Here is a 13,910-nt window from a genome sequence, read left to right on the forward strand (position 1 = left end):
ACAGCCCCAAACCGAAGTTTGTGGTGAGCCTCAAGATTCATCTAGTGTTGAACCTGAACGCCAACCCTCGCTTTCTACCGCGTCTGGGGGATAGGGTGTGGCCAGCGATCGCAATTGAGCTTGAAAATAACGCTCCTGATGAGACAGTTGGTTCGCCAAAATCAAAGCTTCTTGAAAAGCTGCTCTCGCGGCGGTGGTGTTGCCTTGCCTCCGGTAAATTTGGCCGATTTGATCGAAAGCTGACATGATGCCGTAGGCGTTGTAGGTTTGTCGTTCTACCTGTAGCAAAATGCGGTAAATGTCGAGCGCTGTTTCGAGCTGACCTAGGGTTTGATAGATTTCGCCGAGTTCTCGCAACACCTGGCTGCCATAGTCATACTGCTGGGAGGCTTGCGCCCCGGCATAGGCCAGCCGATAAAAGGTCAAAGCCTGATTGGGCTGATCTAATGCCCGGTAATGACGGGCAATGCCTAACTGCACCTGCGGAATTTTGACCCAGTTGCCCTGAGCCTGGTAGACCTCAATTAGCTGCTGCTGATAAGGAATGGCTGCTGCTGCTGCTTGTGCTTCGCTATAGCTATAAACAATCGCTTCTAAATAAGTTTCTTCAGCGCGGCTGTTGTTTTGCTGCTGGGCGATCGCCAGTAGCGTTTCGTAAGTTTCAGCCGCCGCTAGGTGTTCAAACCAGTCAAGCTGTAGCAAACCCACCTGCTCTAGCGCAACGATTTGAGCCGCTGTATTGCCTCGCTCTGCTTGAATGGCCGCAATTTGCCGATAAACCTCAACCGCGCCAGGTTGATCTCGCAAGGTTAAATAAACGCTACCTACTACACCTAGCAAAGAAAGGTTAATCGGCTCAGCCGCTAGCGCTTCTGCCTGTAGCTGCTGTAAACGAGCCCGCACCAACTGGTTTTCGTAGGTACGCCCCTGCTCCCAAATATATTGAGCCACCCGGTTTAAGGCGGTTAGCTCTTGGGTCAAACTGAGGGTACGCCGCAGCCGGACTTCTCGCATCCATAAAGCAAAGGCAGCATCGGTTTGGCCGCTGGCTAAAAGCTGTTGAGCTTGCTGGTTAAGCCGATCAAGCTGCTGTTCTAGCGCCAGTTTTTCGAGCGGGCTGAGGGGACGACGGATAGGCGGTTGAGGCAGCAATGGATCGCGCACTTCATCCTGAGTGGGGTCGGCTAAAAATAGCTCAATCACCTCTGGAGCCAGTTGTTGGGCTAACACAGGAGCGATCGCCAACCACCCCCCTAGGGCAACCCCAAGGAATACCTCGCCGACTTTTCGCCGCAGCCTGTGTTTAGTGTGTCTACTCATACCCGTCCTTAAGTGGCGATCGCTCACTATTATCTAGCACCTAGCAACGACCTGAGCGCTTTTAACCCGGTTCCCTGGTTCCCGCCTTAGCGATTGGCGATCGCCGATTGCCGAGATGTCGTAGAAGCTCACGGTCTGTCCCCAAGTGCGGTAATCTTAAGATCTTGCCTGCTGAGAGACTGTTTAATTCGCCTGACTTTAAACCTATAGTCCTATGTCCACGTCTGCCGTCGCTACCCCTACCCGTACAATTCGCATCGGCTCTCGCAAAAGCCAGCTTGCCTTGGTGCAAACCCATTGGGTGCGAGATGAGCTACAAAAGCATTTTCCTGAGCTGAGCTTTGAAGTCAAAACGATGGATACGCAGGGCGATAAGGTCTTAGACGTGTCGCTATCTAAAATTGGCGACAAAGGGCTATTTACCCAAGAGCTAGAAAATTGCATGATTGACGGCGAAATTGACTTTGCCGTTCACTCGCTCAAAGATTTACCCACCCGCTTGCCCGCAGGGCTGATGCTGGGCTGCGTCACCGAGCGCGAAGACCCGGCTGACGCGCTGGTGGTGCATCAGCAACACAAAGATAAGCAAATCGACACGTTGCCCCCTGGCGCAATTATTGGCACCTCATCACTTCGCCGCTTGGCCCAGCTACGGCATCATTATCCTCACCTCAGCTTTAAAGATATTCGCGGCAACCTCAATACCCGTCTCCGCAAGCTAGATGAAGGTCAATACGACGGCATTATCCTAGCCGTGGCGGGTCTAGAAAGGTTGGGAATGGGCGATCGCGTTCATCAGATTTTACCGAGCGATGTCTCACTCCACGCGGTAGGCCAAGGCGCTTTAGGCATTGAATGCCGCGAAGGGGATGAAGAAATTTTGGCACTGTTAAAAGTGCTAGAGCATGTGCCTACTGCCCAGCGCTGCTACGCAGAACGCGCCTTTCTGCGCGAACTGGAAGGGGGGTGCCAGGTGCCGATTGGGGTTAACACCGTGCTAGAGGCCGATACCCTAACCCTATCGGGTATTGTAGCCAGCTTAGACGGGCAGCAAATGGTACGGGGAACTGTGCAAGGCCCCGCCACCACTGCCGAAGCCCTTGGCACACAATTAGCTCAACAGCTACGCGGTGAAGGGGCGCAAGCGATTTTAGACGAAATTACGGCGATGAATCGCGCTTAGTCAGCTTGGCGATGGGCACCTAGCCTATCATCCGGCGGTGGCCTCATTTTTGTCGTCTGCCTGTAGCGCCCTCAGCTTGAAAGAGGCGTACGCTAGGTTGTGCCGTTAAAAACTGCTAAAAATTTTTTGCTCCTCTTTCAGCAGGGGTGACTGGTATGCCTGATCGCGATCGCCCGACCGATGTTTCTCTGACACCTGATGTATTGCAGCGGGTCGCAGAAGGCATTGAGGCGGGGCAAAGTGAGTTAATTCGCTGGTCAGTGCGTGAAGCGTTTGAGCAATTTGAGCAACGGGCGGCAGGGGCAGGCTGCGATCGCCGTGCTTCCGGCCAACTGCGGCGCTGGGTGATGCGTCTATTTATCTTGACGCTGTTTCGCGTTGAAGTAGAAAATCTTGAGGCGGTGCCTGCCCAACCCGCCATTTTGGCGGCGAACCATTTAGGTCATCTCGATCCGTTTTTGCTGTTAGCCAAGCTTCCGCCAGAACCCTACTTTTACATTTTGGGAGATGCCCGCACTCTCTATAACAAATGGTGGAAGCGCTGGGTTTTGAGCTGGGCGGGTGGGGTGATTCCGCTTGATCGCTGGTGGAAAGAAGAAATTGCCGTAATGGCAGCAGCAGCGGCGGGTCGCGACGACCTAGCAGAAATGGCAAAAACCATCGAACAGCAGGTACCCTCTGGCGGCGACGTGCGATCGCTGCGACAAATTGATCGCACGGTCGAAACGGTACTGACAGATGGCGACGGCATTTTGCTCTTTCCGGAAGGTCGGCTGGGCAGCCAAGAAGGGAAGCTTTATCCGCTCAAGCGCGGTACCGTTCTCTATGCGTTGCGCAATGGCGTGCCGATTGTGCCTGTGGCCATTGTGGGCACTCAGGATCTTTACCTGGGTAAAAAGCTCACTATTCGCTTTGGCTCGCCCTTGGCGTTTCAGCAGCGCGATCGGCTTAAACGTCTAGAAATTGACGCCGCCCTCGAAAGCTTGGAAGAGGCGATGCGCCAGCTTTTGCCCACCGATTACCAAGAACCCCCAGGGCCAAAGCTGTTTCGCTACCTGCTTAATCATCTTTTTTGGTAGCGCCACCCAAGAGGGGTGGGGATTTAGCGGTGACCCTGGCCAGCGAAGCCCTATCGCGAAGCTGCAGCCTGAGAAAGGGAATGGCTTAAAAGGGCACCAAGCAGGTAACCCAGCGTACACAGCAGCACGCCGTAGACGTTGACGCCTAGGTCTATAGCATACTTACCACTACCGATCGCTACCCAGCTAGGGAAGATGGCGCTGCTAAAGGCATTTTCCAAAACGCGCAGGATGCCAAAGATAAGACCCGGCCAAAAAGCCAGGTGAAAGCTGAGCCGTCCTGCTTGCGGCAGAAACGACAGCAAAAAAATGGGCGCTAGCCCCATGACCATGGTGCCGCTGATTGTGGTTGCCAGAATAATGGCTGGCCCCACCCGATCGCCTAGATAAATACTTAGCAAAGGCAAATTACCCAAAATTGCGATCGCTACAATCCACCAGCGGCCAATATAAGCCTGCATTTCAGTGGGTTTGTCTTTGCGGTTTGACCAATCGCGTGCCCCTAGCTTCGCCACGCTAGAAAAGGTGGAATCGAGGGTAGATCCGGCACTGGTAAGCATAATGGCATTAAAGACCAGCAACATCGGCAACCCAAACAAAGCGGGTACAGCCAGGGTTGGCGTTCCTTCAACCCCATAAACGCGGGCATATAGCCCAACTGCACTAAAAAGCAAAATAAAGCCGCCGCTAATCACCCCTGCCAGAATGAACCCTTTCAGCATCACTTTGGGAGAGGTGATAAAAGCGCGATCGGTCATGACCGGGTCATGAAAGGGATAGCTAAAGATCTGGACAAAAGCCAAACCGCAAAAGGTTAGCCCCGCTAGCTGGGTTTCGGGTTCAACCGCTGGTAAACCCTGGCTCACCAGCCCTGGCCCCAACACAACCAAAATCACCACCAGCAGCACAGCGGCCAAAATCATCTGTGCCCCATCGGTGAGCAAACTGCTGCGCAAACCACCAATTAAGCTGTAGTAAACGGTAAAGGCGGTAACTAAAAGGGCTGCAATCCAGTATCCGGCGCTTCCTTCTGAGCCAAAGTACAGCGAAAAAACCTTGGTATTTGACCACACTTCATTGAGCAGACGAATCGCGATCGCCAGTAAAAACAACCGCGCACAGACTTTGCCATACTTGCTCACCAAAAACTCTGGAATTGACTGATAGCCGCCTCGCACCCGAATAAAGTAAAGGGCGATCGCTGCGGTGACAAAACTCAAATAGTAAATGGCGTAGCCAATGCCGCCCGTAATGCCAAAGGCACTGCCCAAACTGGCTGCATTATCAATTGATTTAGCAAAAATCCAGGAGATAGCGGCACTGGCGACCAGCAGCCACAACCCTGGGGCTTCGCCCTGGCGCGATCGCCCCTGAAAAAATTCTGATGCTGAGACTTTGTCGGGCGTGGTGGCTTGGACGACTCGATAGATAAAAAAACCGTATCCGGCCAGTAGCGCCCAGGTGAGAGTAATGGTGAACATCTTGTCGTGGGGGTGAAAAAACTTTTAGGTAAGGACGTTTTGGGGTTGGCTGGCGGCAAGCCTAGCCGTCTGAGTAGATAAGCCTGAAAAGCTAAAACGTTGGCATAGCGCCTTAGCCGCAGCGTTTGGCTCAAACATTTAGCTGGCTTAGCTGCCGTTTGCCCCAGATGGCTCAGCCGCTAGCGATGAACCCGTGGTTTAACTGCTTTTTCGGCGGCGGGAAGTACCTCAGCGCAGGTTGTCCAAATGCCTTGCTCTAAAGACTGAACAAACTCTGGCGGTAGCCCTGCTTGCTGCATGGCTTGGGTGACAGCGGCTACATCATAGGTTAAAGGCACTAGACGGGGCATGAGTTGCGCGGTTTTCGCTTCCCAGCTCAACAGACCATAATAGACGTGGGGCAACCCTTCGTGGGCAGGTCGCCCTAGCACGCCAACATTGAACCAGAAGCGAGTGTCTGCCCCATGATTGATGGTGCGAATCCACGGTAGCCCGGAATGGGTGGCGCAGATGCCGTCTACCTGATAGCGATCGCAATAAGCCTGAATCTGCGAGTCAGCGGTGGTGGTTTCCCAAACAAATTCATTCACCTGATCAGGGCTACCGTGGCACAGCAAAATTTGGCGATCGCGCCAGCTCAGCAAAATTTGCCCAGGTAGCTGCTGTAGCCACTGACGATGGTTAGGGGCGGTGTGGGTGTAGGTATAGTCGTAGCTGATTTGGGCAAATTGGCGATCGCGTGGATCGCTATAGCCACAACCACAGTCGCGCTCACCCCAGCCAACGGCGTGGTCGTAGTTGCCCTGTATACAGGTGATCTCAGCCGCCCTTAAGAGGTTAAGGGTGCGGTTAGGATCTGGCCCAAAACCGCCCATATCGCCCAGGCAAAACCGATTAGGCACGTTGGCGGTGGCTGCTAAAAAGGCTTCGACAGCGGCGAAGTTGCTATAGGGGCCACCACACAGGGCAATTTGCTGGCAATCATCTGGTAGCTGAATTCGATAAGGGGCTGAACTCATTCAATGCCTCGTTACGGTCGTTCCAGGTTTCTTTGAGTATCCAAAATTTAACCAGAAAACCTCTGAGGCAAAAATGAGTTTTTAATGAGAATCGCAGACTTTCTAAAATTTGACGGGCAAATGAGCGATCGCCTCTTGTTCGTCCTGAGCTTTCACCAACTGAGAAAATTCGATTTTAGAGTGCATCCCTTTGAGCGACCGCCCAGCCTACGGGGTCTAAACGGCTATCTCGCTGCTGCTTGGTCTTGGTTCAATGTGGCTTGAGACTAATATTGGTAGGCATACTGCATACTTCTTGCCTTCCGCGAATCTTCTTCAATCTTATCTACTGTCCAGACCTGCTCCCATTTTTCTTTTGAGTTGGCAACGAGATCGCTAGAGCTAATAATCATTGAACTTTCTGCCATTAAATTTCTTACAAGCACTAGGCGCTCAATCAGTTCCTGTTGGTGACCTTCGTAAGCAAATGGCCCTCCTTTTTGAATAAACGCGACAATAGCATCCGCTTCATCTTTCAGTTGTTGATAAGGTTGCGAAGCGTTGTAGTCAGTAAATCCAAGTGGTTCATAGAATGGCCCTCGAGCTGCCGTAACATTCATCGCAATCACATAGGGAATATTTCTACTGACTGCTTCTAATCCGTGGTGATAAGTCAGCAATTGCCCTAGTTTTAACCCTCTAGGATTAGCAGCTAGATTGTGGACTCGTAGCGCATCGGGTATTTCCATTCCCACTTTCGGCACCGGAGCTAGCGCCCGATTTAAAGGCATTTTGTATTCGTGCAACAAAACGCTTCCATCTACAGGTGTTTTTGCTCCTGTCTGCTTATTAGTAATACTGCCTGTGGCGGTCACTTTATCAGCACCTGTAGTTACTTCCACCTTTCCCCTATTAGGATTGCTTCCTACAATCTCGTAGGGTTTCGCCTGAATCATGTCTCCTGGGAAAAAACCAGTTTTGAAATATTTAGGCTGAACAATATGATTTGAGGCCACACGGTTGCCTCGTTTCTCCCCATGGATTTTCCTGACAGCAGATTCTGTTTCGTTTTGGGCGACTTTAGATTGGCTCAAAGACTTGTCGCGCGGAAACAGACTAACCTGCATCGGATCAAAGTTTGTTTTTCTTGCCTGTGCTAGTTGCGCTTGTACCTTGGTCGTTTGGGTTTGGCTGACCGGGGCAAGGGGACGGTTGGCAAATGGGTAAGCGGGTAGCTCAAAGTAATTTGGCTCTGCAATCTGAAAGGGGCGCGACTCAAACTGGCTAGCCGATGACTCAACTGATGCTGCTGTTGGTGTCTGCGAGTATTTGAATTGAGAATTTCCTAAAGCAGCAGTGGATGCAGCAAACTGCTTTTTCGAAGTGCGATGGTGCATAGGTGACCCCAAAAGATAACTACTAAGTGTGGTTAAGAATTGAGCTGCTAGAGGCGATTGTCACAAATTCAACTTGCTTCGAGAGGCCAGATAGGGTAGATTTTTGAGCTATAGCTGTGAGTGTGCAGCTTGTCGCTTCCCAAAAATTTGGTCGAGCGGTGCCGGAAGTTGCAGCGAACAACACCCGACACCTGACCCCTTCGACAGAGTAAGGCTGTCTCGGAGGCTAGAGTAATTATTACTCAGGCCGTCCCGTACTGCTATGTCTGGGGCGGCCAGATTTTTGGGATTTCCTACCCGATTCTTGGAGGAATCCCAAAATGTTGTTCTATATCAACCCCCATCCCCGGTTGCCAGCAACCGGAGAGGCTGACCCTTTGTGTCTGCAATTTCCCCCACCTCAGCCAGAACGAGAGCGCTTGCGCCATTTGGTCATGGGGTCTAATGATGGCGTGCGATCGACCCTGCACACGCTGCACAGGCTAAACTATGCCGACCAAGGCCAGTGGAGCGAACTGATCACCATTCCACCATCCGGCATTTTAATCACCCCAGCCCAAGGCGAGGTACTAAGCTACCTGCTGCGCTATCGCTCTTTGAGCTAGTAGATGGAGGCCAGCAGCGAGATTCCTGAGTTGATTCGATAAGGCAGGCAAAGCCCCGCTTGTCTGCCTTGCTGCCAGTAGGCGATCGCCAGAGTCACCAGCACTAATGCAATAGCGATAAAACTGAATTTTACTATCTGAAAACTAGCTAAAAGTTAGGATCTTTGCCTCCGGCTGGGCACAAATACAGCAGCTCCGCCGCCCGTCACATCGCCTATTAGCTCATAACAGTCCTGAATTGAAGCAGGCAACGCCTCCAACAGCGGCTGCGCAGACAGAGCTTGGAAACCCCGAAAGAAGCTAAGGTCAATAATTATTCAGATTTAGCCAGGGTATTGTTCAAACATCAAGAGTTTTTGTCGCTCTAGCATCCGCTCAGGCTCATTGAACTGCAAAATCTTAGTTGTCACTCTGCCTTCAGGTGTTAAAGGTACGATCTCAGCGTTGTTGCCAATCTGAAAATCCTCTTGCCACGCTTGAGTTCTCGGATTGAAAAAAGGTGTCAGCTTTCCACTCAGGGGATCGATGGAACCTAAATCAGTCCCTTTAGCCCGATTGCAGTAGGGACAAGCTAACGCCAAGTTGTCTGCTGATGTTTTACCGCCATGCTTTTCGGCAATGATATGCTCCATCTCAAATGAAAACAGACTTGCCTTTTGGGGAAACAGGCAATATTCACACTGATTGTTAGCCCGCTGCATAACGCGCTGCCTCAGGGCAACCGAAACGTAGCTCATGCGGTTTTCTGCAGTTTGCCATAGGCGTGAGCTTTAGCAAGGCGAACTAGGTGTTCGATAGTGAGATAGCGCTCTAATTCTGCCTCTTCTTTAGCCGTCAAATTGTCTGCTTTGCTTTGAGCCAGTAAGATGCTGACTCGGCTTTGTAAATCTGGTGTGGGTTGGATAGCTAAAATCTGTTCGGGGGTGGGTTGACTGGCCAGCAGCCCAATAATCTCTTCAGCGCTAAACCCTGCCTGAGTGGGTTCAGTGCGTAAGCCCTGTAGACCTCGCTCTAACAATTCGGGGAGGCGATCGCGGAAGGGAGCCAATCGCTCGGCTAAATCATCTGGGAGTTGAAGGGTAATCTGCGCCATGCCAGTTACTGAGTACAGTGCCCAGTTTCATTATCACTTGTCTCCCCAGACTCTATCAGCCCAGATAGCTTAATTATCTAGAGCAACCCCTCCAACAGCGATGCCACAGCCAAAGCCTGGGCAGCAGTAGGAGGGGCTGGTTAAGTTTCAAGGGCGATCACCTTCTCTGTAAAGTTGAAAATAACCCTGACAATACTTTTCGTAAACATGAGCAGTCTTGTATGACTCACTTACCGGAAAGCCAATCTCTTTTACAAACCAGCGGCAGGGTCAACAGCGGTCAGCTTATCTTCAAGCTGATCTGCCCGATCTGGCAAATTTTTGCGATCGCTGGCTGATCATTGAACTTGCTGTTTTTGGCTCCATCCTGCGTAGCGATTTTAGCGAAACCAGCGATATCGACTTTCTGGTATCTTTTGGCTCCGAAACCCAATGCGGACGCTTAGATTAGACCCGAATGCAGCAAGCGCGTCAGATCTTGCTCAACCGCAAGGTCGATTTAGTTGGTAAACGAGCGATCGGGCTTGGCGAAAACTGGATTTGCCGCCAAAATATTCTTTCGATCGCCAAAGTAATCTACCGTCTATCTTTCACCCCCTCCGGCAGTTCCGGGCGACGTCGATAAGGCATTGGCACATACTGCACCGAAGGCCGCCCCATCTGCGGTTGGGGATATAGCTCCATCAGCTCATAAATTTGCATCGGTAGCCCTGTCACAACAGGCAACCCCAGTTCTAACGCCTCTTCCGCCGGAATGGGGTAGTCATGGGTGACCACACCCGTTGTCAGCGCTTCCACAATTTTTTCGATCTTCTCTGGCGGAATTTTTTGTCGGGGCATGTCGTCTTGCAAAAGCGTTCTTACAAATCGCTGCACCTGGCGAACCGCCTTTCGCGCCACATCTGCCATAATCAGCGTTTCATCTTCTAAATCACTGATCGGTTTTTCCTGCGTCACCCAGATCAAGCTAGCAGCAGGCAAATTGCCCAACTGTGGATCAACCGGGCCAAGTACGGCATTTTCATCCATGATGATCTCATCTGCGGCCAGCGCCAGCATGGTGCCACCGCTCATGGCATAGTGCGGCACAAACACTGTCACTTTAGCCCGATGCCGCAGCAGTGCCCGCGCGATTTGTTCCGTCGCCAGCACCAGTCCTCCTGGCGTGTGCAAAATCAGGTCGATGGGCACCTCCGGCGGCGTTAACCGAATTGCCCGCAGCACTTGTTCGGAATCTTCAATCGTAATGAAGCGAGAAACGGGAATTCCCAGCAGGCTAATCGATTCTTGGCGATGGATAAGCAAAATTGCTCGGCTACCGCGCGATCGCTCAAACGACTGAATAGCACTAAGGCGCTTTGCTTCCGTAATGCGTCGCTGAATCAACGGTTGTACGGAAGAAATAATTAGAAAAATCCAGAAGAGGTCGAAGATACCGAAGCTCATGATTGTAGGTGAAGATATTGGGCGATCGCTAACCTCATCAGTACAGCAAAGCTCAGATAACTCGCAACTACAGCCGCTAACTTTATGTCTTTTAATAGAGCAACTAATAGAGCAACCCGTTCGTTGGCTGAGGCCATTGGCTAAAAGGCTCATGTTGACGGTGAGCCTTTTGGTTTTTGCGGACAGGGGTCATTTTGGCAGGTAGCAGCGATCGCCCCGAATAGCCTGATTTTCAGCCAAATATTTGCCCTTACCGTCTACGTTTACTCATTAAGCTTTGTAACGCACGGGGTTTGTCACCCCTAACTTCCGACTCAGTTCGTAGATTTGGCTTGAGCCAGGGCGGTAGTTTTACCTTGATACTGACAGTAGTTCTACGCTGGTATCATTAGCGATTTTACGCCAGCACCCTTAACGGCTGTTGCCTTATTCAACGACTCTTTTGTACCTGAATCAAAGCATCTAATTCTTTTCACCTAAGCATACTGAAAATTGCAGTTTTTTCTATAATCATCCGGATTAAAAATATCCTCTGTAATCTTTATGTGGCAGCGTTCCTGAGTAAACTAAAAAACTCAAAAAACATTTGTTTGGTAATTTTCAAAACTATAGATAACACCTAAAACAAAAACCAAAAACTCAAGAATAAGCACCTAGAAGCTTCATTTTTTAAGCGGGCATTCTCCTACTACCATCGAGCCTACTTATCTCTGGAGTCTTCTTGTGAAAAGCAATAATCGTGTAACATCCCATAGTTTGAAACGAGTTTTCTTAGCCAAGTTTTTAATTGCAGCAGGACTGCTACAAACAGCCCTACCCGTACTCGCTCAAGTCACCTCTGCTGGTACCCAAATTACCAACCAAGCAACGGCTGAGTTTAACTACGTCAACAACTTAGGGGTTAACGTCCTCAACAATGCCACTTCCAACACCGTCTCAGTTGAAGTGGCTGAAGTGGCAGGTATTACCGTTAGCAGCCAGGGTGTTACTGATACCAGCGGGGGAACAGTGGCTCCGGGTGACTCCCTTATTTATAGATTTCAAGTAACAAACCTCGGTAATGATGCAACCCGCTTTTTCTTGCCTGGTCAGGCCGTGGTTTCTGGATCGGCTACCCTCACAACTATTACTGCCGATTTAAACGGCGACGGCACTTTTGAAACTACTATTCCCTCAACTGGTTTAGTCACCAATGTTATCGGCGTTGGTGAGGCTATTGATGTTAACGTCACAGTTCAAGTAGCGCCTACCGCAGCTACAGGCGATTCTATTTCTGTCCAGTTTGGGAATACGGCTCCCAACGACAATACGGCAGCTACTCAAAACCAACCCGATGCACCCGATAGCGCCGGAGTTGACGAAGTTCGTACCGTAGATGCTGCCAATGGCGCTCCTGGCGAAACCGATGGCTCACCCCTCAACGGCGAACGAGAAGCCAGTGCAGTGCAAACCGCTACGGTCGCGGCTAAACCTCAAGCCTTTGCCACCTTGCTAAACGTGCGCTCCAACTACGACGACAACGGAACGGCTAACGCTATCAACGACGACGAAATTACCTACGAACTCAGCCTCGACGTCGAAACCTCTGCTCCGGCAGGCAGTAGCGGTTTGAATCCTGCCAACTTGGTCGGTACCCCCATCAGCTTGCTCGGCCAAATTTTGCCTGTTGATCGAGTGTTGATTTCAGCAGCAATTCCTGAACAGACCAGCTTGGCTAGCGTCGCCACCCCGCCCGCCGGATGGACAACCGTTTATACCACGGTTCCTACCACGGTTAGCGCTGACGATGCTACCTGGACGACTATTGTTCCTGTCAATCTGGCCTTGGTCACTCGCATTGGTTTTATCTACGATGGCACCTTAGCAACGGGCACCAGCACTACAGGCTTTTCCTACACCGTCGAAACCGATGGCGTTCTGACCTCAAGCGCCAGCATCAACAACATTGCCCAAGTTTTTGGTGAAACAGAAGGCGATCCGACCAACAGCCTGGTTTACGATGAATCTGGTGACCAGAACCCCAGCAACTTCAATGATGACGGTTCAGTGGGTTCTAACACACCGACGACAGGCATTGCAAATCCGGCAATACAAGGCGAAGACACTAACAACGACAACACCGGAACGGGAACAGGCGGTGAAGTCAACGTTTTAACGCTAGTCGGCCAAAGCCAAATTTTGAATGGGCCTAACCTTTCAGCTAGTGCCGTTGGCCCTACTGATAACAACGATGACTTTACTAACCAGGTTGCCTTTGTTCCCTCCAACACGCCTCCTGGCGCTACCACCAACCCCCTGCCCGTCGCCTTTACCAATACTCTGCGCAATCCCAACACTTCACTGCTGACGGATGTGCGGGTAGAACCTATCCCTGCGGCCAATTTGCCAGTGGGCACTGAGGTTTTGATTGCTGATCTAAACGGTGGATTAGCAGCTTACCGCTGGAATGGTAGTGACTTCGATGCGCTCAATACGTTGGGTGAGCTAGCGGCTGATTTGGATTCAGCTTTACTGACCAGCCTTGATCCCTTACTGGGTGGACTTTTAGGTAATATACTGGGCGCACTAACACCGCTACCGGGCGTTGGCTTTACCTTGGGGGCTGGGCTACCAATTAACTACAGCGTTATCGTCAATCTACCTGCTGGCACTGCGCTTTCAACCGATACTGGTGCAGGCTACCCCGTTACTCTGCGAGCCTATGCAGACACAAACAATAATGATGCCTTTGATGCTGGAGAAACTTACAACGACACGATTGATCGGGTTTATAACGGTGTCTTGCGACTGGTGAAGGAGTCTCGTATTTTGCCAGGAAGCGGCCCAGCCGTTAGTCCAGCTGATAGCGTTTTTAGTACAGCCGCTAAAAATCCAGCTCCTGGAAATATCATTGAGTACCGCATTACCTACACCAATATTTCGGCACCTGAGCAGGGCAGCGGCAACTCGACTTTGAATTTGACGGGCATCATCATTACTGACGATGGCACTTCAGCCAATAGCAATTGGGGCAAAGACAACAACGGCGATGGCGTTATTGATACGAGCAATGTAGTTGGCTCGGCCACTGACAGTTCCGGTGGGCTTGGCTCGATTATTGCTTATTTCAGCGGTAGCTTGGGGGCGACTGTTTCTACAGATATTGCGGGTTTGACGGTTGACTTAGATGTAACCCGCTATGTCGATACGGTGCTGGAGCCGCTGGTACCTGGTGAATCGCGTACGTTTACCTTCCAGCGTCGCTTGAACTAGAGACGGATGCCAGAGGTGCGATCGCGCCTCTGGCTTGAGCTGGATCAACCTTACCA

Annotated in this window: 12 protein-coding genes; 5 read left to right on the plus strand and 7 right to left on the minus strand. The window is 51.1% G+C overall.

Going from position 1 to position 13,910, the window contains the following annotated elements; translation table 11 throughout:
- Nucleotides 1-30 precede the first annotated feature (30 nt).
- Nucleotides 31-1,320 (minus strand): tetratricopeptide repeat protein, encoded by a 1,290-nt coding sequence (locus ACTS3T_RS14810; protein WP_377966865.1) that lies wholly within the window; start codon nt 1,318-1,320, stop codon nt 31-33.
- 214 nt (nt 1,321-1,534) lie between these two features.
- Between ACTS3T_RS14810 and hemC the strand changes: the two genes are divergently transcribed.
- Entirely contained in the window at nt 1,535-2,503 is a 969-nt protein-coding gene (gene hemC, locus ACTS3T_RS14815) for a hydroxymethylbilane synthase (protein WP_377966867.1), read from the plus strand.
- Between the two features lie 155 nt (nt 2,504-2,658).
- Nucleotides 2,659-3,582 (plus strand): lysophospholipid acyltransferase family protein, encoded by a 924-nt coding sequence (locus tag ACTS3T_RS14820; protein WP_377966915.1) that lies wholly within the window; start codon nt 2,659-2,661, stop codon nt 3,580-3,582.
- Nucleotides 3,583-3,632: 50 nt separating this feature from the next.
- Here ACTS3T_RS14820 and ACTS3T_RS14825 read toward each other — a convergent pair whose 3' ends face one another.
- The 3 genes from ACTS3T_RS14825 to ACTS3T_RS14835 all read right to left on the minus strand — a co-directional run bounded on the left by ACTS3T_RS14825 (nt 3,633) and on the right by ACTS3T_RS14835 (nt 7,458).
- A complete protein-coding gene (locus ACTS3T_RS14825; RefSeq protein WP_377966869.1) occupies nt 3,633-5,063 on the minus strand; it encodes a Na+/proline symporter in 1,431 nt (476 codons plus the stop codon).
- 179 nt (nt 5,064-5,242) lie between these two features.
- A complete protein-coding gene (locus ACTS3T_RS14830) occupies nt 5,243-6,082 on the minus strand; it encodes a metallophosphoesterase family protein (protein ID WP_377966871.1) in 840 nt (279 codons plus the stop codon).
- A 266-nt stretch (nt 6,083-6,348) separates the two neighbouring features.
- The gene (locus tag ACTS3T_RS14835; RefSeq protein ID WP_377966873.1) at nt 6,349-7,458 is read right to left on the minus strand and encodes a hypothetical protein; all 1,110 of its coding nucleotides are present in this window, start codon (nt 7,456-7,458) and stop codon (nt 6,349-6,351) included.
- A 320-nt stretch (nt 7,459-7,778) separates the two neighbouring features.
- On the opposite strand from ACTS3T_RS14835, the gene ACTS3T_RS14840 reads away from it, so the two are divergent.
- Complete coding sequence (locus tag ACTS3T_RS14840; protein ID WP_377966875.1) at nt 7,779-8,063, plus strand: hypothetical protein; 285 nt, start codon at nt 7,779-7,781, stop codon at nt 8,061-8,063.
- Between the two features lie 323 nt (nt 8,064-8,386).
- Here ACTS3T_RS14840 and ACTS3T_RS14845 read toward each other — a convergent pair whose 3' ends face one another.
- Both ACTS3T_RS14845 and ACTS3T_RS14850 read right to left on the minus strand, forming a co-directional pair.
- A complete protein-coding gene (locus tag ACTS3T_RS14845; RefSeq protein WP_377966877.1) occupies nt 8,387-8,800 on the minus strand; it encodes an HNH endonuclease in 414 nt (137 codons plus the stop codon).
- Entirely contained in the window at nt 8,797-9,156 is a 360-nt protein-coding gene (locus tag ACTS3T_RS14850) for a hypothetical protein (RefSeq protein ID WP_377966879.1), read from the minus strand. The genes ACTS3T_RS14845 and ACTS3T_RS14850 overlap by 4 nt, the downstream gene beginning before the upstream one ends.
- A 217-nt stretch (nt 9,157-9,373) precedes the next feature.
- Here ACTS3T_RS14850 and ACTS3T_RS14855 point away from each other — a divergent pair, with 217 nt between their 5' ends.
- On the plus strand, nt 9,374-9,607 hold the full coding sequence (locus ACTS3T_RS14855) for a nucleotidyltransferase domain-containing protein (protein WP_377966881.1): 234 nt from the start codon (nt 9,374-9,376) through the stop codon (nt 9,605-9,607).
- Nucleotides 9,608-9,732: 125 nt separating this feature from the next.
- On the opposite strand, the gene ACTS3T_RS14860 is transcribed toward ACTS3T_RS14855, so the two are convergent.
- Nucleotides 9,733-10,602, minus strand: coding sequence for an SDH family Clp fold serine proteinase (locus ACTS3T_RS14860; protein ID WP_377966883.1), 870 nt, complete (start codon nt 10,600-10,602; stop codon nt 9,733-9,735).
- A gap of 756 nt (nt 10,603-11,358) precedes the next feature.
- Here ACTS3T_RS14860 and ACTS3T_RS14865 point away from each other — a divergent pair.
- On the plus strand, nt 11,359-13,854 hold the full coding sequence (locus ACTS3T_RS14865) for a beta strand repeat-containing protein (protein ID WP_377966885.1): 2,496 nt from the start codon (nt 11,359-11,361) through the stop codon (nt 13,852-13,854).
- The last annotated feature ends 56 nt before the right edge of the window (nt 13,855-13,910 follow it).

The organism is Almyronema sp., assembly GCF_052168255.1.
GTDB classification, from domain to species: domain Bacteria; phylum Cyanobacteriota; class Cyanobacteriia; order Phormidesmidales; family Phormidesmidaceae; genus Sphaerothrix; species Sphaerothrix epifaneia.

Bases quoted from the DNA above. Each gene is read 5' to 3' on its own strand.
- ACTS3T_RS14830 (WP_377966871.1), bottom strand. From the start codon at position 6,082: ATGAGTTCAGCCCCTTATCGAATTCAGCTACCAGATGATTGCCAGCAA.
- ACTS3T_RS14840 (WP_377966875.1), top strand. From the start codon at position 7,779: ATGTTGTTCTATATCAACCCCCATCCCCGGTTGCCAGCAACCGGAGAG.
- ACTS3T_RS14850 (WP_377966879.1), bottom strand. From the start codon at position 9,156: ATGGCGCAGATTACCCTTCAACTCCCAGATGATTTAGCCGAGCGATTG.
- ACTS3T_RS14860 (WP_377966883.1), bottom strand. From the start codon at position 10,602: ATGAGCTTCGGTATCTTCGACCTCTTCTGGATTTTTCTAATTATTTCT.
- ACTS3T_RS14810 (WP_377966865.1), bottom strand. From the start codon at position 1,320: ATGAGTAGACACACTAAACACAGGCTGCGGCGAAAAGTCGGCGAGGTA.
- ACTS3T_RS14825 (WP_377966869.1), bottom strand. From the start codon at position 5,063: ATGTTCACCATTACTCTCACCTGGGCGCTACTGGCCGGATACGGTTTT.
- hemC (WP_377966867.1), top strand. From the start codon at position 1,535: ATGTCCACGTCTGCCGTCGCTACCCCTACCCGTACAATTCGCATCGGC.
- ACTS3T_RS14835 (WP_377966873.1), bottom strand. From the start codon at position 7,458: ATGCACCATCGCACTTCGAAAAAGCAGTTTGCTGCATCCACTGCTGCT.
- ACTS3T_RS14845 (WP_377966877.1), bottom strand. From the start codon at position 8,800: ATGAGCTACGTTTCGGTTGCCCTGAGGCAGCGCGTTATGCAGCGGGCT.
- ACTS3T_RS14820 (WP_377966915.1), top strand. From the start codon at position 2,659: ATGCCTGATCGCGATCGCCCGACCGATGTTTCTCTGACACCTGATGTA.